Source organism: Microcystis flos-aquae FACHB-1344, assembly GCF_014698375.1.
In the GTDB taxonomy this organism is placed as follows: Bacteria; Cyanobacteriota; Cyanobacteriia; order Cyanobacteriales; family Microcystaceae; genus Microcystis; species Microcystis aeruginosa.
Genome location: NZ_JACJSW010000205.1, coordinates 1 through 22,675, shown reverse-complemented (window position 1 = coordinate 22,675; position 22,675 = coordinate 1). Strand labels below are relative to the sequence as shown.

The following is a 22,675-nucleotide window of genomic DNA, read 5'->3' as shown; positions in this document are numbered from 1 at the left end:
TGTGTCAGACGAATAAAGCAACCGCCGTAATTTATTACGCTTCCAAGGCCGCTCAGATCAGCAAGAAATTGCTGCTGACCAGGTTGGGGAAGACCGCGTTGGCCGACGCCACATCCGAGGGAAAAGCCGGATTGAAGCGGTTCAGGTTAGCGATCTGCGTGGGCGTGACAACGCCAGTGCCGTCGGGATCAAAGAACAGATCACCGTTGGAGAGGTTATAGATGAAGCGCTGGCTTGCCGTGTTGGCCCCCGTCGCCCCGGCCTCCGCCCGCAGCTGGGCTGCGGTAAGGGTGGAGCCGCTCAGGCCTGCGTAGACGTTCTTGTCGAAGACCAGTTGGTCCAGACTGGAGTTGAAGTCCCGCAGTTGATCCACCCCATTGAGACCCGGGGCCTCGTTGAAGGTGAAGCGATCGTTTCCTCCACCCCCTGTGATGATGTCGTTCCCCTGGCCGCCGATGAGGGTGTCGTTACCAGCCTGTCCCTTCACCAGATCATTGCCGAGGCTGCCGCTGACAACGTCGTCGCCATTGCCGCCGTTGAGATCATCGGCGCCATCCTCACCGAAGAGGCTGTCGTTGCCCTCTCCGCCATACATATCGTCGTTGCCAGTGCCGCCATAAATCTGATCTTTGCCGGCATCCCCACGCAACATGTCAAAGCCGTTTTCACCGTAGATGGTGTCATCTCCTTCACCGCCATCGGCAAAGTCATTGTCATCGCCGGCCCAGAAGGTGTCCGCGCCTCCATCGCCCCACATGCAGTCATCCCCAGCCAAGCCCTTGAATTGATCGGAACCGTTGGTGCCGCCAAAGAGCTCACTGGCCTTGCCCTCCCCGTTGGGACTGAACACGCCGCGGGCATCAAGGTAGTTGCCACCATTGCCGACAAGCACGCCATTCACATAGCCAGCCCTGCCCACCAGCCGTTGAGTTCCAGTAACATCCACCACCGTCTGAGTGTCCTGAAGCAATAAAGCTTCAGAAGAATAGGTGTTGAAGCTTTGCAGGGATCGCTCATAATCAGCATCATTCACCGCAAAGATCTTGTGGTAGAGATGCTTAACTCCCGTGGCGGCCATTACCATGTCGGCCACCGTCTTCCCCTTGATTTCCTCCACCAGATCCGTGGCAGCCAGCTTGCTCAGGTAGTAGGCCTCATCACCCCGCTGCAGTTGCTGCATCTGGTAGGCATAGATGAAATCATGGGTGGGGCCAAGCATACCGCCGGGGGTTTTGGCCTCTGCCAATCCACCCAGCCAGAGGGAGATCTTTTGGAAGTCCTGGTTGCCGCTGGGCGTGTTCACGGGCGCTGAGGGATTCAGGGCATCCGTGCTGCTGCCGCTGTAGAGCAGGCCCATGAAGGTGTCATCCCCCATGGCCAAATCCGCCGCAGCGGAGAGGGCGGCGGCGTAGGTGGCGGCCGCGCCTGGAGCCGGACTGGCTTGCAGTTGATTCCAATAGGAGAGATCGGCATTGCCCGAATAGCCGCTGAGGATGGCATCGCGGGCGTAGGCCATGATGAACGTCTTCAACGATTCGGGATGAAGCAGATGGGCTCCAAAATCCTTCCAGCTGATATAGGGCCGCAGGTTGGCCTCCAGGGCCGCAAGGTTGGCGTCAATGGCATTGTTGGCCTGCACCAACCCGGTGGTGCCCCCTGGAGAGGTGCGTACGTCACGAAGGTAGGTTTGAATCTGGCGACGGGCTTCATTGAGGGAGGTGATGCCGGTATCCAGGCCGCGGGCGATGTTGAGGGCACCCAGATCCAAGGGCAGTCCTACCAGGGCGTTTTGAAGGGTGTTGGTGATGAATTCATCGGTGGCGTTGCCCACCTGCTGGCTCATCCCTGCGGCGATCTGCCCTGCTGTGTCGCGCGTGTAGATCTGGGGGGCGAGAAAGGCCTGCAGCAGCGGGATGTCCATCTGCCCGCCGGGGTTAGCCAGGCCCGTTTGCTGGTTCACCGAGGTGAGGGCCACGGTTTCGGTGAGCTGGGAATGGCCGAAGCGAAAGGCGCTGGAGGCGAATTCCGCCAAGATGCTGGCATTGAAGCCGGCGTTGTTGTTGTTGCCCGCATTGGGACCTGCGAATGCACCCAGGTTGGGGGTAATGCGCCGCGCGTACTCCTGCAACACATGGTGTTGGTAGAAGTTTTCATTGGCCAGCTTGGCGATTTGAAACAGCTCTTCTCCGGAAAGGGCCTGGTTCTGGCCGTTGTTTCCGGCATTCTGGGCCAGATTGGCCTGAATCTGAGACAGGATATTGTTGTGGGTGGTGACAAAGATCTCATGCATTGCCGTGAGACCAATATTTTCATTCAGGCGCCCATCTCCGCCCACAGCGTGTTGATTCAGCCGAGAGGGATCCTTCAGATCACCGTTGGCGTTGAAGGGATCGCTGCCAGCAGGCTGGGGAGAGCCTTTCCAGTCACTGGCCAGATCGATCAGAAAGGCTGAACCCGCCTTGGCCAGCACCTGATTGGAGGTGACGGCCGCCGTATCAAAGACGTAGCTCTTCTGCCCCGACACCTTGTCGAGCACCACAAAGGCATAGCGCCCCGCATTGGGCTGGCCCTGGGGGATGATCTCCACCAGGGGCACAGACAGCACATCGCGATCGCGCAAAGTCAGGCCAATGCGCTCGGCATTCTTTTTCAGGTCAAACCAGCGGGCGGTGGAGTTTTGCGGATCTGCGAGCAGCCGGCCCGTCAGTTCACCATTGCCCTTGTATTCCCGCATGAAAATGGCATGGCTCTCCACCGAGCCATAGACCTGGTTGAGATCAAAAAAGGCGGAGGTTTGGTTGAAGCTCTCGCCATTGCGTGGGGTGAGCTTCAGCACGCTCTGGCCGCTGTCGTTAGTGGTGGTGGAGGCAACCACGCTGGTGAAGGCCGCCTTGCTGTTGATGGTGGCCACCACATCGTTGAGGGTGGCGCCCGCATTGATCACGATCAGCTGCTCATTGAGCACCAAGGTCCCCCCACTGGTGCCAGTGAAGCTGGTGCCGATGGCGGCGTTCTCATTGTCCACATCCCATTGGCTGGGGCGGCTGTAGCCCGCTAGGCCTAGCTCCGCCACCAGGGCATCGCGGCTGCCCTCGCCGATCTCCACCTGCACCGTGTTGGTGCGGGAGAGAGCCATGAAGTTGGTGGGCGAGCCAGGGTTGTAAAGGCTGTCTCCAGGGAGCAGGGGGATCAGCAGGCTGCCATCCTTGCCCTTGGCGAGAAAATCCATGCCGTGGTCGTTGTATTGGCCAAACAGGGCGAAAAAGCCTGAATTCGGCAGGGGATTTCCAGTATTGGAGCCATTCACCCCATTGCCACCGGTGAGAATGGTTTCATGGCGGGTGTTGTTTTTCTGGCTCACCCGCTTGCCGGCCTGGGTGCCGGCCTGGGTCCACTCCTTGGCGTAGGGATCATCCAACACCTGCAGCGCTGTCTTGCCGCTTTGATTGGAAACCAGATTGCTGATCAGCCTGGGGCTGGCATCGAAGATGTCGGGATTGCTGGGATTGGCATAGCCGCGAAGGCTGTAATCAAGCGTATAGTTTTGGTCGTAGACGACCGCTCCCGTCTGGAAGTTGATCGTGAAACCACCCGTGGCTTGCGTGAAGCTCTGGCTGGTGAGACGGCGAAACAGTGTGCCTGTCGCCCCGGCCATGAATTTCGGATCTGTGGTGGACAAGGGGTAGGGTGCCGAGATGGGGGTGATGCCGCCACCCACCTGGTAACGCAATTGATCCGTGCCATCGACAAAGCGGATGCCGCTGGTGGGTCTGGCGCCCGTCACACCCGGATTGAAACCAGGCAGAACGGCGAGACGGGGATCGTTGTTCCATTCCTTGTAGACGCGATATTGATAACGAAGAAAAAACAGATCGTCGATTGTGAACGTATCAATCACCGAATCGAAATTGGGATTTGGCATTATTTGGCAATGTGCAGTATTTTTCCTAACCCGTGTGCAAGCATATTTTTAGTCTTGATTTACAAGGCTTTCAGAAATCAGCAGAGATAAAGTCTCCTTTGTAACCCTGATTCTGTCGTTTTTAGTTGCACATCGCGTTTTTTTACTCTAAAGACAATAATATAGTTTCATGGCAGAAACGTTGCATTTCCCAATAAAACTTTACATTTAACCTACCTTCCCCACTTCTTAACATTCCATTGATAATTTTCCCTAATACATTGCTTAGAAACCATTACCAGCAATGATTATAGCTAGAGTGATCGATTTTTCTCAAGGTGAAGAATTGTAATTTGTTTTCTCAGAAAAATCAATTATTGAGAATGGTTCTTAATAGTAGTTTCTACAATGACAGTTTTTGGTAAAAACATCTTGAGGAATATAAAAATATATGAAGATGTGCGGAGTGTCGGATTTAAGAACATAACAAACCCAAAACGCCATTTTTTCAATTGAACTGGTCACTGATTCTAGGCTAATTTAATTGCTGCCGTGACTACCTCTTCTAAAGACTCTAACCAATGAAAGTTAACATCAGCTAAACTCTGACTGATATCGATCGCTTTACTGTCAGCTAGGACGCGAAAAATTATTTGTGGTAGGGTGGGATTGAGAAAAGATCGAGGTTGCAAGGTTTGTCTTTCCTGTCGGGTAGCCCGGATCGTTCGTTCACCACTGCCCCGGCTGGGTGATAATGGGCTATAACTGCGGTAGTAATTGCTAATAGTCTCGATCGCTTTTTGGCCAAAGTCGGGATAACTGACAATATCAACGATAACCACTTTTAAATCGGCCAATAGTTGGAATTGTTGCAGACCGGCCTCTATTTGCTCGTTTAATTGCTCTAATTCTAGTCTTTCCTCCAGTATAAGCCAGGCTGCTAGTTTTGCCCCTTTGCCTGCCAAGGCATCCCAGACAGTGGACATCAAACCCTGGCCATTACTGATCACGGCTATTTGGCCAGTTTGATCAATTATCGACCAAGGGGATTGTAATTGGGGAGGGGTCAGGGCCAGAAGATCGAGATGTCTAGCTAAAGCGGCATCATTAACACTTATTTTGCCATCTAGGGCCATCACTTCCCCAGTTTCGTTGATACCCAAGGGATTAATCTCGATAATATCGAGATCTTTGCTGACAAAGAGACTATACATTTTTTCGAGAATTTGACTGATAGACTCGATCAAAGACCCTCTTAAACCCATAGATACGGCTAATTGCCGACAGAGATAGGGGGAAAATCTCTCTTCAATGACCACTTTTTGCATGGTTGCCAGTAAACTGTCCACATCCATCCCCCCTTGACTCGCACCGAGTAAAACCGGTCTTTGCAGATGATAATCGAGTAAAATGGCTAAAAATATCTCCTGTTGCGGATTATACCTGGCTTCTGCTAAGATTACCTCTGGATATTCTCCGGCGATCGGTAAATGAAAGATAGCATGGGCAGCCGCGATCGCATCGATGGTATTAGCGACAAATTTCACCCCTCCTGCTTTTCCTCGTCCTCCCGCTCGTACCTGGGACTTCAGCACGATAGGATAGGGAATGTTTAATCTTTTTAGTCCCCCCGGTTCGTGGATTGGTTGGGAAGGTAAAATGGGGATGCCGACTTGAGCAAATATTTCCTTGGCTTGGTATTCGAGTAAATCCATAATTGATTAATTGATAAAGTGGCGATTCTCTCTTTGCTCGTTTCGGTAGCTTGGGGACTATGAAGATTATTTTAGCAACAGCATCCAGTTCACGGGTGATCAGGGAGAATATTCTTGGCTTACTCGATCGCAAAAATTAAAGTTAATTGTGTCATTATGCGGTTAGAGGAGAAACTTTTTTAGCTACCCACCCCTAGTAGTCTAGCAATCTTTCACTCTCTCTATTTCTATCTTTAGTAAGCTTTACTGCATTTAAACTGAGTATTGGATGCTTTAGTACGCATGAACTATTCCCTACTCCCCGCTCCGGCGCTCCCTAATTCCTAATTCCCCACACCCCACACCCTCAGTTTTTTGTCACAATTGTTACATTTTTTCAGAGATTTTAATTCGATCGGGTGATTTTTTTTGATAGGATTGAACCTATAATTCTCCCATAAATAGTTATTGTTCCCCATTAACCCTGCCAAACTAAGAACTGCGGACAAATCAAGAGTTTTGGCGTTTCAATAGACCAAATAAACTAATAACTGGCAATTAGTAGGAAATCTCAGTTATTTTTGGCTAAAATTCTCCTTTTTCCCGCATTTTCTTGCTTGGAAACAAACTTTTTTCCGCTTTCGTCTTTATCTTTAATTCGCTCCCACTAGGAAACTCAAGGGTAAGATGCTAAATTTTCAAAAGCAGGGTCGTCATCATCCTCTGACCCTATTCACAATGCTTTTAAGTGCTTCTTTCGTTGTGGTCTCCCTTTCCTTGACTTCTGCGATCGCACGTCAATTCGCCCCAATTAACCCGATTAAAACGATTCCTTTGGGGAATGCTCAATTAATTCCTGCCGGCACAGACATCCCTGTAAAATACGAGCAAGGGGAAAAAATTCTTTTAACCAAACAAGAAACTTTTTCTTTATCTCTGACCGTCACCGATAATATCAAAAATTCCCAAGGACAGACAATTATTCCCGATGGTAGTCAGATTATCGGAGAAATTAAACCTGATGGTCAAGGTTCGCGTTTTTTATCCCAAAAAATCTTTTTAAAAACCCGTCAACCCCAAGAAAAATCTATTGATGCTATTTCGGCAGTTTTCACTCGTCTAGAAAGGCTAATTAAAGGAGTTAACCCCGATAAAATTATTCAGGGTGCAGTATTAGGAAAATCCGCCGCTTCTGTCCTCGCTTCTTTTACTTCTGACCAACCGGTTAGCGAGGGATTATTACGAGGAGGAGGATTAGAAGTATTAGCCGGTTGGTTACTACGAGGAGAATCGGTGGAATTATTGTCAATTAACCCCAAGGAAGATTTAAAATTAACCCTTCGTTCTGATTTTACCGGGCAGTAAGCTGAAAAAAAATCTGGTGTGTTAGTTATTTATCTAACACACCAGCTATCTGGACTAAGCGGCGTTTTGTCGATACCATTCAATGGTTTTCCGCAAACCTTCTTTAAATTCCATTTGAGCAACAAAACCGAATTTTTCCCTAGCGCGGGTTGTATCTAAACAGCGTCGCGGTTGACCATTCGGTTTATCTATTTCCCAAACAATTTCGCCATCAAAACCCATTAAATCACAGATTAATTCCACTAAATCTTTGATAGAAATCTCATAATTTGTACCAAGATTAACCGGGTCTGACTCATTATAGAATTGACTGGCCATGACAATGCCTCGCGCTGCATCGGTGGAGTAGAGAAACTCCCGGGTTGGACTACCATCTCCCCAGACAGGAAGTTGTTTATCCCCCCGTTGTTGTGCCTCATAAACCTTGCGAATTAAAGCAGGAATTACATGGGAACTACCCGGATCAAAATTATCCTCCGGCCCGTATAAATTTACCGGTAAAAGATAAATTCCGTTGAAACCATACTGCAAACGATAGGACTCTAATTGTACCAATAAAGCCTTTTTAGCGATACCATAAGGCGCATTGGTTTCTTCGGGATATCCTGACCATAAATCGTCTTCATGGAAAGGTACTGGAGTAAATTTTGGATAGGCACAAATTGTCCCCACACAGACAAATTTTTGCACTCCTGCTAGATAGGCAGCATGAATTAATTGGGTTCCCATCATCAAATTATCATAGAATAATTCGGCGGGTTTTTCCCGATTGAGACCGATACCTCCCACATGGGCAGCCAAATGGATAATTAAATCTTCTTCGTTGGCTAAACGTTGACAGTTTTCCCAAACTCTTAAATCACAATCTTTAGACCGAGGAATTGTAATTTTTTCGGGATTGGCCCCCGCTGCAATTAATTGATTAACTACTTGCCGACCTAAAAATCCAGCCCCCCCGGTGACAACGATTCTTTGTTCGCTTAAATTCAGCATATTTTTACCTCTTTAATCCACAGTTGTCATTGAACGATTGCGAAGATAAGCCAAATCTTTTAATAACTGTCCGCTATCACCACCGTTATTAAGATTAATCCCCAAAGCCGCTAAATCCGCATCTACCATTAATTTTACCAGTCCCTCGAACGTTACCGACGGCTGCCAACCTAATTTCTCTCTGGCTTTTGTGGAATCTCCTATCAATAAATCCACTTCCGCTGGACGCAAATAACGTTCATCAAACTCCACATAATCCTGCCAATTTAAATTAACGTATTGGAAAGAAATATCGAGAAACTCCCGGATAGAATAGGTTTCATTTGTCGCCACTACATAATCATCTGGTTCTTGCTGTTGTAACATTAACCACATCGCCCGCACATAATCCTTAGCATAACCCCAATCCCGTTTAGAATCGAGATTTCCTAAATAAAGTTTTTTCTGTTGTCCGGCAATAATTCGGGCCAAAGCGCGGGTAATTTTGCGCGTGACAAAAGTTTCTCCACGACGGGGGGATTCATGGTTAAATAAAATGCCGTTACAGGCAAATAAGTCGTAGGATTCCCGATAGTTGACCGTTTGCCAGTGACCGTAAACTTTCGCGCAAGCGTAGGGACTGCGGGGATAAAATGGCGTGGTTTCTTTTTGGGGAACTTCCATGACTTTCCCGAACATTTCCGAGGAACCTGCTTGATAGAAACGGACTTCGATGCCAGTTCTTTTTTGGTAATCCCGAATTGCTTCTAGTAATCTTAAGACCCCCACCCCCACAGCATCGACGGTGTATTCTGGGGCATCAAAACTAACTCGCACATGGGATTGGGCCCCTAAATTATACACTTCTACTGGTTGCACTTGTTCGAGGATACGCCGCAGGGTCGTGCCGTCAGTGAGGTCGCCATAATGAAGAAATAATTTAGTATCGGGCTGGTGGGGGTCAGTGTAGATATGATCGATGCGATCGGTGTTAAAGGTGGAGGTACGACGGATGATACCGTGGACTTGATAACCTTTTTCTAATAATAATTCGCTCAGATAGGAACCATCTTGGCCGGTGATGCCGGTAATTAGGGCGCGTTTAGCTTCAGTCATCAGTAATTTACCTAATCAGAAAGAATAAAGACTCTGACTGCTTATAGCACACTTTAGCCCCTCAGGACAAGTTTGGCTAGGTTGAGAGGGGACAAAAAGATGAATTGATTTTTGCTCAGGTCCCCAGAGAGCCTAAATTGTTCTGAAAATTTTCTCGAAATTTTCTGACCTGAAATTCCTTGACTTTGAGCAGTTGATAATTATCTTTTCCCATGGCTAGGGAAAATTTGGCTTCGGTGTCATCAAGTAAATTTTTGGAGATAGCTTTCCACTGTTCTTGTGTTTGCCAATGGACAACGATAATTAATTCTTCCTCGATGGCGGGATTAATCCAAAGCTCCTTACCTAAAAAACCAGGTTGTTTTGCTAAAAACTTTGTCCAAATTTCTTGATCTTTTTGGATAAATTTTTCCCTAGCTTCGGGTTTAACTTGAAATTCTAACCACTCAATGACCATAGTAATTATCTCCTATTTTTTGGCTTTCATCAAGAATTCTTCTGTGAGTTTCATAAAAGCTTTGGAACCACTAGAAGAGGGCATAGCTGCCACCACAGGCACGAACATATCAACAGCTTTAGCTACATTAACATCCAGAGGAATCGCATTAGCAAAAATTTGATGGGCTTGAAAATCCTGTTGTACCCGGCGCATGACTTGATTATAGTAGCGACTGAGTAAACCACCACCGGAAAGAATAAAAACTATACCGAGTAAACCGGGGTTAATCGGTGCGGTTTCTTGATGACTAGCTTTCAGTTTAACTATTCTTCTTTCTAATAGCTGAATGCCGACAATTGATAAAGGTTCGGGACGGGCAGGTAGTAAATAAAAATGACTGCTACATAGACCACTACGAGTTAAAAGATTATAGCCCGGAGCGCAATCCATGATAATATAATCGTAACGGTCTTGAATGGGATCAATGATTTTTTGAATTAAGATTCTTTCCAGGTTATTCCAAGCATGATCAAAGCCTAAATCTTCCTGTAAAATTGCTTGGTGGTGCAGGGTTTCTGAGACGACATATTCATCATAAAGTTCGATGTCTCCTGGCAGTAGATCTAAGCCTTGAATTTCACAGACTGAAGGGACAATAATATCATCAATAGTTAATTTATTGTAGGGATTGGGTTTGATAATTGCTTCTAATAAATAGCTTAAAGTGCGTTTTTTGCGACGCAGTTGAGCGAATTCGTGGGGAGACATTAAGCTAAGAGTCGCACTGATTTGAGCGTCTAAATCGAGGACAAGGACTCGTTTTTGCTGAAATTTAGCTAAACAGGTGGCAAGGTTGACGGTAAGGGTAGTTTTTCCTACTCCTCCTTTCATATTAACGGTGCTGATGACAGTGGCCATTAGGGGAATTCCTTTCTAGTTAACCGATGGAATATCTCGACGTAAAACCTGCCCGTTGGGAGCCATAATCAAAGGAGGTAAACTGGTAATATTGATCGCCTCTTGGGTTTTCATGTCGTAGGTGGTGTAAACTGTTTCCTGTTGATGGGGATTAATATCGACAATTGTTAGGGTTTTTCTAGGTGCTTGTTCACTGTTCAATAACCGTCGCGGTCCACTGCCTAAAGCTCCCGCGTGTAATAATTGTAATTGCCCCCGTTTACCCGGATAGTAAGCGTGAGCGTGGCCACTAATATAAGTATGCACCTGATGGCCCTCTAAAAACGCTCTTAATTTCTCGGCATCGGCTAAATAATCCCCCGGTCGATTTCTGCCCACGGCAATACCGTAGAGGGGTAAATGACCGATTACTAGCCGCATCCTAGCATTTTTAGCGTCGCTACTACTCAAGTTTTTTGCTGCCCAATTTAGTTGTTCCTGAGAGATTAAATGAGTGGAGGCATCCCAAACTAGATAGAATATACCATTTTGAGTGAAAGTATAATAAAAAGGAAAGCCGGTTTTATCGATAAAATTTAAACTTGTATCATGTTGGGGGTTTTGCCAATAATCTTGGGCTAATTGTCTCTCTTGAGCATAGATAAATTTTCCTGCCGATAAAGCTCCAGAAGCGTCATGATTACCGATGGTAAAACCAAAAGGTATTTTAGCAGCTCGCAGGGGCGCGGCGATATGGCGATCAAAGGCTGACCACATGGCGTTAATTGCTGCCTCTGTCAAGCTGCTTTTTTGTCCTGCCACCATGTCGCCACCACAGAGGACCAGATCGGGTTTATTATTGATAATTAAAGGGATAGCTCGATCGATTTCGGGATCGTAAGTTGTGGAACCGTATTGACTATTAAGGTCACTAATCACAATTATCTTGACTTTTTTCGCCTTTTGTGCTTGTTTAACAGCCGACTCAGGGGGATTTTTGGAAGTAACGGGCTGTAAAATTTGATGAGCGCAAGCTACCAAGCTAAAACCGCCTAAACTGCCACTGATCAGCAAAAATTTACGGCGTTGCATAGGATATCAATCTCGTCTTTAATTGAGGTCACGTCAGTTATTGTAGCAATTTTTGTCCCCTCGCTCGCTTTTTTGTTGATCATCCCAATTAACTATCAGGAGATAACTTGACAATTCTCTTAACTTCTTTTGCGCCTTGGTTATGCCATCACCGGAGTAATTCCTCCGATGATTTGTTAGTATCCATTCAATATAATTATCCCAAAAAGCTTTTATTTTTGCGTCAACTTCCCGTTAATACCCATCGAGCCAGTGAACGAGTTATCAAAGCTCTTCAAGACAAAAAGCCTGATTTCGTTATTTGTTGTGGCATGGCAGAAAGTCGTTATCGTTTAAGTTTAGAATCTCAGGCTAGGAGTAGCACAAAAAAGTTATTTACACCAATTCCTCTTAAGGATTTTGTCAAAGAGCTTGCCTATAGCTATATCAGCGATAATGCCGGTCAGTTTGTCTGCGAAGAATTATATTTTCAAGTCTTAAAACATCATCCGAGAGCTTTATTCGTTCATGTGCCGCTTTTAACTGACAAAAATTTTGCCATTATTCAAAGAGATTTTCAAAAAATTATCACGCTTAGTCGTTAGCTCATACAGTATAATTCAGGAATCAGTTTCAAGGGAAAAAGGAAAAAGGACATCTTGGTATTTTGCCGAGCAACAAGCAAGGTTATTGTAAATGTGCAGTACATTGACCTATACTTGTATTTCGCCAAATCACATAGTAGGTATTATTTGGTATTACATTAATTACCCCTTCCCCATAGACTTGACAATTGCCAATAGTTTGACAACGAATTTGTCCAGTTATTTGATATCTTTGTTGTCCTAAGTCAATATTATTTATAGTAGAAAAATTTCCTTGCGGATAAAAATATTCACCACTAATGTTGACAGCTATGGGCAGAACACATCCAAAATTATCCCCGGCATAAGCTATATTAATTGAGGTTTTCTGTGGCGTATATGTAGGGTTTGGTATTGGTGCCGGTGTTGGTGGTGGCCTATATGTAGGGGTTGGTATTGGTGTCGGTTCCGGGGATTTACCAGCAAAAAAAGATTTAATTTCTTGCCACCACCAGGGGGCTGTCGCTCCAGCAAGAAGGGCTATAATAACAGAACTAATAATCTGTACGATTAAACTATTGTTTTTATTATCACTGGACATTTTCCTATTCCTCACTTGTGGATACAGCGTTTACCATATACATGAGGTTATTTCTCGCATCTGAAATACCTAATTGGCAAGGATTAGTCTATGCTTTACCTTTAGAAGAAAGGCTGTAATTAATTAGCTATTGACATTTGAGAAAATTACTGCAAGTCTAAGCAATCTAATATCTTCTGCCAGACTAGCACTTAATTGGGGATACGTCATCTGCTTGTTACATTAGTTAAAAATGACGCAAAAACCTTCTATTGGGACTTAGGCGTTTTCGGTCAGCAAAAAAGGCTCAAACCATTACGGGACAAAGGGTTAACCTCGATTTATGATTTTCCTTGATCTATCTGGGTTTCAGCATTTTTGTAGAAAGCAAAAAACCTAAGAACTAATTCTTGATCATATAATTCATTAAGTTTGCCATTACTTAATTGAGTAAGAGATTTGAAAACTTCGCTTTGACTAACTTTTAGTAAAAGCTCGTTAAGCCTGGGATTAACCCCTCGATAAATTGCATTTCTTATCTCCCTCCTGTGGAGTTAATTTTGAACCTCCAGAGTTGAGTCGTTTGAACAACTCATACTTCATGGAAGTACTACTTTCTCCTCTCAAAATTTCAACTCTACCAACAGCCCTTTTCAAGTTTATTTTTAGATTTTTTGGAAGATTGTCAACATTAAAGCCTTGCAAGCTTTTGACCAATCCTCCTTCTTGCAAAGTCCATTTATTTATAGTTTTTCTCTCTCCAGTTTCTTCCCCGCTTTCCTCATCAATTTCTTCTTCTTCTTCGACTCCTGATCTGTCTCTATCTTCTTGATAGTCAATTGTCCATTTACTACCTTTTAGTTCACCAAGAAAACTTATGAAAGTAGAAACACGTTGCCATCCATCGACTAATTCCCGTACACCGTTTTTATCCTCGTCCACAAATATTGGAGGAATTGGAATCGAGAGTAGAATCGATTCTATAAGTGCAGTTTTTTGTGCTGCTGACCATCGGAATAATCTCTGATACTCTGGTCTAATACTAAATACGGTTATTAAAAACTGATTATTTATCCACCCCTTTTGCCTGTCCTTATAAGTAGCCTATGCTCAACGGATTTAGTATTATTGGTTGCTATGCGCGGAGATAGGAGTCGTCAATCAGCCAAAAAACTTTGGGGCCAGTTTACCCGGTGTTTACCGACAATGTGCTGTTACTTACACAGACTTTTGGGAGTCCTATAAGACAGTAATTCCTAGTAAACGTCATCGACCGTTCGGTCAAGAAACTGGTCAAACTAATCCTATTGAAAGATTAAATAATACCTTTCGACAAAGGATTTCTCTGCTGGTGAGAGAGAGTCTATCTTTCTCTAAAAAAATGGAGAATCACGTTGGGGAGCCCTTTGGTATTTTATCCATGACTACAATGCACAGCAAAGCAAAGGATTAAGCCTCCATCACTACTACCGAATCACCACCCTCTATCTTTCTATCTGTCTATCCACTAGGATAATGACCTTGCAATCAAAACTTCATGTCTGCGTCACAGTAAGTTCATATCCCCTGCCTAAATTAGAGATAGTCAGTCCCAAGCCGTTTTCCGAAACACTCCTCTCACACCCTTATTAGGACTGACTTTTATTCCCTTCTCAGAATGGTTAAACACTAAAAACTATGACTCGCAATATTTTTAACGATAATATTTCCCCGATCAACGAAGGTAATCCTAAACGCTCCAAATCTTCTGGGATGAAAAAACTTTTTGCCTATTCCTCTTTACTGGTTTTGGGTGCCGGGTTAGGCATCGGTGCCACCTACGCCTACAGTCAAAATCCTCTGGAATTAGCCCAAAATATTGCCCCCTCTGCCAATAATCCTCGCCCCTCCACACCGGCCGCAGCCGCTCCCTCGTCTCTGGTTATTCCCACCAATTTTGTCGCTTCTGTGGTGCAAGAAGTGGGGCCGGCGGTGGTAAGAATTAATGCTTCTAGGGAAGTTAATGGAGGCGATGATTTAGGCGAATTTGCTAACGATCCTGTTTTCCGTCGCTTCTTCGGTTCCCAAATACCCGAGCGAGGAGAAAAACAAGTTCAAAGAGGTACAGGTTCCGGGTTTATTATCAGTAATGACGGTAAAATTATCACCAATGCTCACGTTGTCGAGGGAGCAGATAAGGTGACAGTCACCCTCAAAGATGGTCGCACTATTGATGGTAAAGTCTTAGGTAGTGATCCTTTAACTGATGTGGCAGTGGTACAGGTAGAAACGAGCAATTTACCCACGGTTAAATTAGGTAATTCTGATAGTTTACAGGTGGGAGAATGGGCGATCGCTATCGGTAATCCTTTGGGATTAGATAACACTGTCACCACGGGAATTATTAGTGCCAAGGAACGCAATGGCTCCCAAATTGGTGCTAGTGATAAATTGGTGGATTTCCTACAAACCGATGCGGCAATTAACCCCGGAAATTCCGGCGGACCTTTGTTAAATGCTCGGGGAGAAGTCATCGGAGTTAACACTGCTATCATTCAAAATGCCCAGGGTTTAGGTTTTGCTATTCCGATTAAGACTGCCCAAAGAATCGCCGAACAATTAATCGCTACGGGTAAGGTGGAACATCCCTATCTCGGTGTTCAAATGGTACAGTTAACCCCGGAGGTAAAAGAACAATTAGCCGATAGTCCTATGGCTGATAATTGGACTATCCCCGATGATTCTGGTGTCTTGTTAGTGCGGGTGATGAGAGATTCTCCTGCCGCAGCAGCGGGATTGCGATCGGGTGATGTGTTAAAGTCTGTAGGTGGTAAGAATGTCACCGATCCCGATGCGGTTCGGGAAATTGTTGCTAATACTCAAATCGGCGATAATTTACCCGTAGAAATTAGCCGGGAAGGACAAAAAATTAATCTGAATATTCAAGTTGGTAGCTTGAATACTGCTAATAAATCTTAGTTGGGAAAATAAGTGGCAGAAGACCGAAACTTTGTAGAGAGCTTGTTAGTAAGCTCTCTATATTTCTGGTTTTACTTTTGGCTCTTGAATCGAATAATTATGCTGTAATAGTCTTTCCTGTGGTTACTGTGGGGAGAGAAAAGTCAGAGGCAATCAGGGCAAAATGATAAGTATTTTATATATAAATAGCTTCAATACTTAAAAATATTTAAATTTACAATCGGTAATATTTATTTTTACTTAAGAATTTATTGAGAATAATTTTTATTTATTTACGAGATTGCAATACTTCCAGCGATTCTAGTATAATTTTGCATTATGCTATAATTGCTCTTGTTGTAATTTTTAGGGTTTTAATGGTCTGGGTTGTCTTAAAACCCTTGCTAAATCTAGATTTTTCCCTTGAGCAAAACCAAACACTTTCGCCAATTGTCCCTTTTTTTCCGAACAACGTTGATCTAATTTTTGTGTAGTTTTGTTGCAAAGTCAAATTTTTTTTGACAAAATGGCTAAATTGTGGTATGGAGATAGATTGTTGATAGGTGGCAATTCACACCGAGGCAATCAATAATTAGGAGATTGTTGGCGAATTTAACCGAAAATTGGGGAAATTCAGAATAATTAGCCGAAGAAATGCATAATATCTTGGACGAGAGAACCTGATGGCTTATCTCTTTGATAACGATGCTATTTTAGAAAAATCAGCGATAAAAACCTTTTTTACCGATCTAGCCTGGCTCTAACGCCTGGGAAGGGAAAAATCCTCAATTGAGCCGAAATTAGCTTAATCAAAAAATATGCTATAATCAGAATGTAAGCACAAGGGGCCGTAACGGTTTCGACAGGTTAGCGAAAGCTCCCCCGTGATACAGGTCGAGAGTGAGTCTCCTCTCGTAAATCAAAGGCTCAAACAAAAAGTAAATGCGAACAACATCGTTCCTTTCGCTCGTAAAGCCGCTCCTGTAGCTGCCTAATAGTCTCTAATCGACTCGAGCATTCATAGTTTGACTCCGTTAAGGACTATGGATAAACCCCCAACGGATGCCACGTTTAACTTTCTCTAGTTAGTTAACCGTCTAAGCTTTAACTAGAGCATCCCACTGTCCGGGATAAGTGACAGTCCCCGTTTCGAGGGTAATCGAAACTAAACCTGTGAATGAACGGACAGTCAATACCTAATTTGGACAGCAGTTCGACTCTGCTCGGCTCCATTGATTACTTTAATGAAAGACCTTCTCTCCCGCATGGACGGGGTACAAACACCGATTATTCCCGTGGTCGGTCAATTAATTAAAGCGAACCCTGGTACTATTTCCCTAGGTCAAGGGGTTGTTTCCTATTATCCACCCCGGGAGGCGATCAAATCTCTATCTTTATTCTTAGCCAATCCCAAAAATCATCAATATCAATCTGTGGCGGGAATTCCCCCCTTATTAACAGTAATTCGGGAAAAACTAGCCGAAGATAATCGGATAGAAATCAGCGATAAACAGGCAATTTTTGTGACGGCGGGCAGTAATATGGCTTTTATGAATGCCATTTTAGCCATTACTTCCCCCGGGAATGAAATTATTCTCAACACTCCCTTTTATTTCAATCATGAAATGGCCATAAAAATGGCTGATTGTCAAGTTATTTTGGTCGCCACAGACAAAAATTATCAATTGCGTCCGGCCGCCATTGAAGAGGCAATCACGGAAAAAACTAAGGCAGTGGTGACGATTTCTCCTAATAATCCCACGGGAGTAGTTTATCCAGAAAATACCCTGAGAGAAGTCAATCGAATTTGTCAAAAAAAGGGCATCTATCACATTCACGATGAGGCTTATGAGTATTTTACCTATAACCATGCCCGCCACTTTTCCCCGGCGGCAATTGTTGGCAGTGAATCCTGGACTATTTCCTTATTTAGTCTCTCAAAAGCCTACGGTTTTGCCAGTTGGCGCATTGGTTATATGGTAGTACCAGAACATTTATCTGAGGCGATTAATAAGATTCAGGATACTATTTTAATCTGTCCGCCGGTGGTTTCGCAATACGCGGCCCTAGGGGCGTTGCAGGTGGGTAAAAGCTATCCTTTAGAACAGTTGAAAACTATCAGTCAAGTTAGAGAAATTTGCCTGAATGCTTTAGAATCAATCGGCGATATCTGTGATGTTGCCACTGCGGAAGGTGCTTTTTATTTTTTCCTGAAAATTACCACAGACAAGAATGATTTTCAGTTAGTTAAAAGTTTAATCGAGCGGCAGCGGGTGGCGGTGTTACCCGGTTCAACTTTTGGGATAACAGAAGGCTGTTATTTGCGTCTTGCCTACGGTGCTTTATCTCCAGAAACGGCTTTAGCGGCAGTAGAAAGATTGGTAAAAGGACTGCGTTATTTTAGTCAGTGATTTTCAAGAATAAATACCGGCTTTTTTTCTTGGTTTTTACCTATAATGTCGGCTTGAAGGAACCCTCGGTTTCACCTCGGAGATGAAAGGTTCCGCCAGCATAGAACAGCGAAGCACGACTAAGAATAACTCTAATCTATAGTTGCCAATTTAATTTTAGTATGCTAGAGTAGTTTGCGTGGTAGGTCGATAACGCAAAATGTTTGTTTTAGAGTACAAGCTTAGAGGAAAACCATCTCAATATCAAGCCATTGATGAGGCTATTCGGACAGTACAGTTTGTTCGGAATAAATGTCTTAGATATTGGGAAGACAATAAAGGTGTAGGACAAAAAGATATTTATCGATACACAACTCAATTAAGAGATGAATATCCTTTTGTCAAAGACCTTAACTCTACAGCTTGTCAACAGGCTTGCGAACGGACTTGGACTGCTATTCTTAGGTTCTATAACAATTGCCAGAACAAAATTGCTGGTAAGAAAGGATATCCTAAATACTCTAAACGTACTCATTCTGTTGAGTTTAAAAAGTCAGGTTGGAAACTTAATCGAAATTCCAAGAGAATAACTTTCACTGATGGAAAAAACATTGGGGAGTTAAAACTAATTGGTAGTCGAGACTTGTTGGATTTTCAAGAATGGCAAATTCAACGGATAAGAATAGTTAAAAGGGCTGATGGATATTATTGCCAGTTAATGCTAAAAATCGATGCTAGAGATATAACCCCACAATCAGAATCGACGGGTCATTGCGTAGGATTAGATCTGGGGTTAAAATATCTTTATGCTGACAGCAACGGGAATACAGTAGAGCCTCCTAAGTATTATCGAAAAGCAGAGAAGCGTCTTAATAAACTGAATAGAAGAAAGTCGAAAAAGTTTAAGAGAGGACAAAAGCAGTCTAATAACTACAAAAAAGCTAGTCAAAAATACGCCAAGGGACATTTAAAAGTAAGTAGGCAACGAGAAGAGTTTGCTAAAAAATTGGCACTCCGTTTAATTCAGTCAAACGACTTGATAGCTTACGAAGATTTAAAAGTCAAGAACCTTGTGCGTAATCGAAAACTAGCTAAGAGTATTAATGATGCGGGTTGGTCGCAATTAAGAAAATGGATAGAGTATTTTGGTATTAAATACGGCCGATTAACTATTGCAGTTAATCCAGCCTATACAAGTCAAGAATGCCTTAATTGTGGTCGGTTAATCCAAAAGTCTCTATCAGTCAGAACTCATGTTTGTTTGTGTGGGTATATAGAAGATAGGGACAAGATGGCGGCATTAAATATACTCAAAAAAGCTACGATAGGGCATATCGGAAGCTGGTCGTTAGACCTAAACGCTTGGGGAGATTTAAGCTCTATTTTGGTTGGTAGAAATACCTGCTAAGACAACTTGAGTCAGTGAACCAAGAATCCCTCGCATAAGCGCGACGGGAGTGTCAATTTACCACAGCCTTTATCTTCAAGATAACGACTCCCCAAAACCAGAGAGTTTGTACCTCACAATTAAGATAACTGCTATCAGATAACCTCTGATTCGATCTTTTGGGCTATTCTTAGTTTAGCCGAACGAGAACGAGGGTTTTTAGCCTGTTCTTCTCGGCTGGGAATAATCGGCTTTTTCGTGATAATTTTCAAGGAATTATCTTCGCGAAAGCCATACTTGATCAGACGATCTTCTAGACTATGAAAACTGATCATAGCGATAATTCCCCCGGATTTTAGCCAGTGGGGGGCTTGATTTAACAATTTTTGCAGAGAATCTAATTCTTGATTAACAGCGATGCGTAGGGATTGAAAAACCCGCGTTGCCGGATGAATACGTCCATAACGGTAACTAGCGGGTACAGAACTAGCGATGACAGCCGCTAATTCAGTGGTGGTAGTAAAGGGACGTTTTTGGACGATCGAGCGAGCAATAGGACGAGATAAACGTTCTTCTCCGTATTGATAAAAAAGATCTGCTAATTCTTTTTCGTGCCAATGGTTGATAATATCGGCTGCCGTTAGGGATTGACAGCGATCCATCCGCATATCTAAGGCTGCCGTGTGGCGAAAACTAAAGCCGCGCTCGCTCTGATCGAATTGGGGAGAACTGACTCCTAAATCGGCGATAATGCCATCAAAACTGCTATTTTGTCCCTTATAATCGGCGAAGTTCCCCCACCAGAGGGTTAAACGGCTATCTAGATAGGGAGCGAGACTAATTTTAGCGGCTTCTAGGGCGCTTTGATCGCGATCGATGGCGGTTACTGTGGTTTCGGGATGGGCTTCTAAAAGCAGGCGGCTGTGTCCACCACCCCCGAGGGTAAGATCGAGATAATGCCCCCCGGGTTGAATATTTAAACCGGCGATTAATTCTTGACTCAAAACGGAAATATGGAGAAAATCTTGATTCATCTGCTGATAACTTCCTGAAAATGGCGATTTAACCTAAAAACAACTGATAGGCCCGATTTTGACTTTCATCCCAATAGCGATAGCCGAGAGTATCGAGAAAAGCTTGCCATTGATTCATTTCATCGGGGGGGACTTGTATGCCCACGACGATGCGCCCGTAATCGGCCCCGTTATTGCGATAATGGAAAACGCTGATATTCCAGTGGGGACTCATGGAGGCGACAAATTTCATTAAAGCCCCCGGTCGTTCGGGAAACTCGAAGCGGTAAAATAATTCATGATCGGCTAAATGCGATCGCCCTCCCACCATGTGGCGCAGATGCAATTTAGTCAATTCATCATCGCTAATATCGAGGGTTTTAAAGCCGCAAGCTTCAAAACTCTCGGCTAATTTCTTGGCATCAGTGCGATTTTCGATCTGGGCGCCGACAAAAATATGTGCTTCTTTTTCATCGGCAATACGATAACTAAATTCGGTTAAATTGCGTTTGCCGACACATTCGCAAAAACGCCGTAAACTGCCCGGTTGTTCGGGAATAGTCACAGCATACAACGCCTCGCGCCGTTCCCCTAATTCCGCCCTTTCCGCCACAAACCGCAGACGATCAAAGTTCATATTCGCCCCACAAGCCACAGCAACGAGGGTTTTATCCTCAATTCCTTCTCTTTCTACATAAGCTTTCGCTCCTGCTACCGCTAACGCCCCCGCAGGTTCTAAAATCGAGCGTGTATCTTGAAAAACATCCTTAATCGCCGCACAGATATCATCCGTATCCACGAGGATAATCTCGTCCACATACTGCTGACAGAGACGAAAAGTCTCCTCTCCCACCTCGCGCACCGCCACCCCATCGGCAAATAATCCCACTTGGGACAAACGCAGCCGATAACCGGCTTTTAGGGATTGATTCATCGCGTCTGAGTCCACAGGTTCCACCCCGATAATTTTAATTTCTGGACGTAAACGCTTGACATAGGCTGCAATACCTGATATTAAGCCACCGCCACCAATAGCGACAAAAATCGCCTCGATCGGTTGCTGATATTGTCGTAAAATTTCCATACCGATCGTACCCTGGCCGGCGATTACCTCCGGGTCATCGAAGGGATGGATAAAAGTTAAGCCTTTTTCCGCTTCTAACTGCTGCGCGTAGGTGTAGGCATCATCGTAGGTGTCACCGTGCAGGACGACAATCCCGCCCCGGGCTTTTACCGCGTCGATTTTGACTTGCGGAGTGGTGACAGGCATAACGATAATCGCTTGGGTTCCCAATTGCCGCGCCCCCAAAGCGACTCCCTGGGCATGATTTCCCGCCGAAGCAGCAATTACACCTTTTTGTAACAAATCCCTTGACAAATGCGCCATTTTGTTGTATGCGCCGCGCAGTTTAAAGGAGAAAACCGACTGCATATCCTCGCGCTTGAGTAAAAGCTGATTGTGCAAGCGTTGGGAGAGATTGGGGGCAAGTTCCAAGGGGGTTTCTTGGGCGACATCGTAGACGCGTGCGGTGAGGATTTGAACCAGGTAATCGCAGTACATTATTCTTTTTTGGCGGTGGGGATTGGCGAGTCAGGCTAGGATACAGAATAGATCATCGTCAGTCCGGTTAGCAATAAAGAGCTATCAGCTGTCAGCCGTCAGCTTTTTGCTCCCCTTCAACACGGAATCATTGGGGAGTTCTTGACATTCATCATCAAAGGCCGTCAATAGCGAAAAAATTGCCGAGCCAGAGATAGCCAGTCCGTTTTAACGGAACCGGCTGTGGAGCGAGACTAAGGGATTTATCCCGTTGTATCCAAAGTTTTGATATAGTCCTGCGGAATCTCTGCCATTGATACTCCTTCTTTCTCTGCATAAGCTTTTAATCGCTCATACTCTTTATCATACTAAATCCGTTGAGCATAGGCTACTTATAAGGACAGGCACTCATGCAAAAGGGGGAATAAACAGGGTTTGCGGCAAAAAGTTTGTTGGTGGGGTTAGGAGTCGGTCGTCGGTCGTCGGTCGTCAGTAGCCGGTCGTTTCAGGCTTTCTTGCCCTCTTTTTTTTGTACCAATTTATGTACTAAAAGAAGGATAATGCCAGGTTTTTGAAGGTCTTAATCCTATATTCGCAGCATGAACATCGGATTTTAACCTCAAGGGGTGACAGAACAGTTAAAAAGCTTGCTTTATAAGGCTCATAGCCGTTAACCCTTTGGAGAAATAAGGGTTTTTCTGGGGTTTGAGGCGGATCAAAGAAAAGGCAAGTTCCGAGAAAGTATCCATCGACTCAACCCAAAAAGTACCATAAGTACCTATCCAAAAA

16 protein-coding genes, 1 other RNA gene and 1 pseudogene are annotated in these 22,675 nt (G+C 44.6%); 7 read left to right on the top strand and 11 right to left on the bottom strand.

From position 1 onward, the window contains the following. Positions 1-52: 52 nt before the first annotated feature. Together H6G48_RS21230 and H6G48_RS21225 are read right to left on the bottom strand one after the other, a co-directional pair. Positions 53-3,922 carry a peroxidase family protein gene (locus H6G48_RS21230; RefSeq protein ID WP_190723098.1) on the bottom strand — a complete coding sequence of 1,290 codons (3,870 nt, stop codon included), beginning with the start codon at positions 3,920-3,922 and terminating at the stop codon, positions 53-55. A 509-nt stretch (positions 3,923-4,431) separates the two neighbouring features. Further along, entirely contained in the window at positions 4,432-5,616 is a 1,185-nt protein-coding gene (locus H6G48_RS21225; protein WP_190723097.1) for an ATP-grasp domain-containing protein, read from the bottom strand. A 666-nt stretch (positions 5,617-6,282) separates the two neighbouring features. Between H6G48_RS21225 and H6G48_RS21220 the strand changes: the two genes are divergently transcribed. After that, positions 6,283-6,960, top strand: a complete 678-nt coding sequence (locus H6G48_RS21220) for a hypothetical protein (RefSeq protein ID WP_190723096.1) — start codon at positions 6,283-6,285, stop codon at positions 6,958-6,960. Between the two features lie 54 nt (positions 6,961-7,014). Here H6G48_RS21220 and H6G48_RS21215 read toward each other — a convergent pair whose 3' ends face one another. From H6G48_RS21215 to H6G48_RS21195, 5 genes are all read right to left on the bottom strand, one after another. Further along, positions 7,015-7,953: a GDP-L-fucose synthase family protein gene (locus tag H6G48_RS21215; RefSeq protein WP_004159245.1), complete on the bottom strand. Its 939-nt coding sequence runs from the start codon at positions 7,951-7,953 to the stop codon at positions 7,015-7,017. A gap of 12 nt (positions 7,954-7,965) precedes the next feature. After that, the gene (gene gmd, locus H6G48_RS21210) at positions 7,966-9,048 is read right to left on the bottom strand and encodes a GDP-mannose 4,6-dehydratase (protein ID WP_002798501.1); all 1,083 of its coding nucleotides are present in this window, start codon (positions 9,046-9,048) and stop codon (positions 7,966-7,968) included. Positions 9,049-9,163: 115 nt separating this feature from the next. Next, positions 9,164-9,505: a TIGR03792 family protein gene (locus H6G48_RS21205; RefSeq protein WP_147070886.1), complete on the bottom strand. Its 342-nt coding sequence runs from the start codon at positions 9,503-9,505 to the stop codon at positions 9,164-9,166. Positions 9,506-9,517: 12 nt separating this feature from the next. After that, positions 9,518-10,405: a ParA family protein gene (locus H6G48_RS21200; protein WP_190723095.1), complete on the bottom strand. Its 888-nt coding sequence runs from the start codon at positions 10,403-10,405 to the stop codon at positions 9,518-9,520. Between the two features lie 15 nt (positions 10,406-10,420). Then, positions 10,421-11,476 (bottom strand): metallophosphoesterase family protein, encoded by a 1,056-nt coding sequence (locus tag H6G48_RS21195; protein ID WP_190723094.1) that lies wholly within the window; start codon positions 11,474-11,476, stop codon positions 10,421-10,423. Positions 11,477-11,583: 107 nt separating this feature from the next. Here H6G48_RS21195 and H6G48_RS21190 point away from each other — a divergent pair, with 107 nt between their 5' ends. Further along, on the top strand, positions 11,584-12,060 hold the full coding sequence (locus tag H6G48_RS21190) for a pyroglutamyl-peptidase I family protein (RefSeq protein ID WP_159293043.1): 477 nt from the start codon (positions 11,584-11,586) through the stop codon (positions 12,058-12,060). An 82-nt stretch (positions 12,061-12,142) separates the two neighbouring features. Here the strand turns inward: H6G48_RS21190 and H6G48_RS21185 are convergent, their stop codons facing one another. Both H6G48_RS21185 and H6G48_RS21180 read right to left on the bottom strand, forming a co-directional pair. Then, a complete protein-coding gene (locus H6G48_RS21185) occupies positions 12,143-12,640 on the bottom strand; it encodes a hypothetical protein (protein WP_190723093.1) in 498 nt (165 codons plus the stop codon). 489 nt (positions 12,641-13,129) lie between these two features. After that, a complete protein-coding gene (locus H6G48_RS21180) occupies positions 13,130-13,603 on the bottom strand; it encodes a DUF262 domain-containing protein (protein ID WP_287738125.1) in 474 nt (157 codons plus the stop codon). A gap of 159 nt (positions 13,604-13,762) precedes the next feature. Between H6G48_RS21180 and H6G48_RS21175 the strand changes: the two are divergent. From H6G48_RS21175 to H6G48_RS21155, 5 genes and pseudogenes are all read left to right on the top strand, one after another. Beyond that, positions 13,763-14,053 (top strand): annotated as a pseudogene (locus tag H6G48_RS21175) (IS1 family transposase); the annotation flags it as partial. 243 nt (positions 14,054-14,296) lie between these two features. Continuing rightward, positions 14,297-15,577 carry an HhoA/HhoB/HtrA family serine endopeptidase gene (locus H6G48_RS21170; RefSeq protein WP_190723092.1) on the top strand — a complete coding sequence of 427 codons (1,281 nt, stop codon included), beginning with the start codon at positions 14,297-14,299 and terminating at the stop codon, positions 15,575-15,577. 823 nt (positions 15,578-16,400) lie between these two features. Further along, positions 16,401-16,791, top strand: a transfer-messenger RNA (tmRNA) gene (ssrA, locus tag H6G48_RS21165). Between the two features lie 9 nt (positions 16,792-16,800). After that, on the top strand, positions 16,801-17,967 hold the full coding sequence (locus H6G48_RS21160; protein ID WP_190723091.1) for a pyridoxal phosphate-dependent aminotransferase: 1,167 nt from the start codon (positions 16,801-16,803) through the stop codon (positions 17,965-17,967). Positions 17,968-18,166: 199 nt separating this feature from the next. Then, positions 18,167-19,354: an RNA-guided endonuclease InsQ/TnpB family protein gene (locus H6G48_RS21155; RefSeq protein ID WP_190723090.1), complete on the top strand. Its 1,188-nt coding sequence runs from the start codon at positions 18,167-18,169 to the stop codon at positions 19,352-19,354. Between the two features lie 134 nt (positions 19,355-19,488). On the opposite strand, the gene rsmH is transcribed toward H6G48_RS21155, so the two are convergent. Together rsmH and ilvA are read right to left on the bottom strand one after the other, a co-directional pair. Further along, positions 19,489-20,367, bottom strand: a complete 879-nt coding sequence (rsmH, locus tag H6G48_RS21150) for a 16S rRNA (cytosine(1402)-N(4))-methyltransferase RsmH (protein ID WP_190723089.1) — start codon at positions 20,365-20,367, stop codon at positions 19,489-19,491. Positions 20,368-20,395: 28 nt separating this feature from the next. Further along, positions 20,396-21,907 carry a threonine ammonia-lyase, biosynthetic gene (gene ilvA, locus H6G48_RS21145; protein ID WP_190723088.1) on the bottom strand — a complete coding sequence of 504 codons (1,512 nt, stop codon included), beginning with the start codon at positions 21,905-21,907 and terminating at the stop codon, positions 20,396-20,398. Positions 21,908-22,675 lie beyond the last annotated feature (768 nt).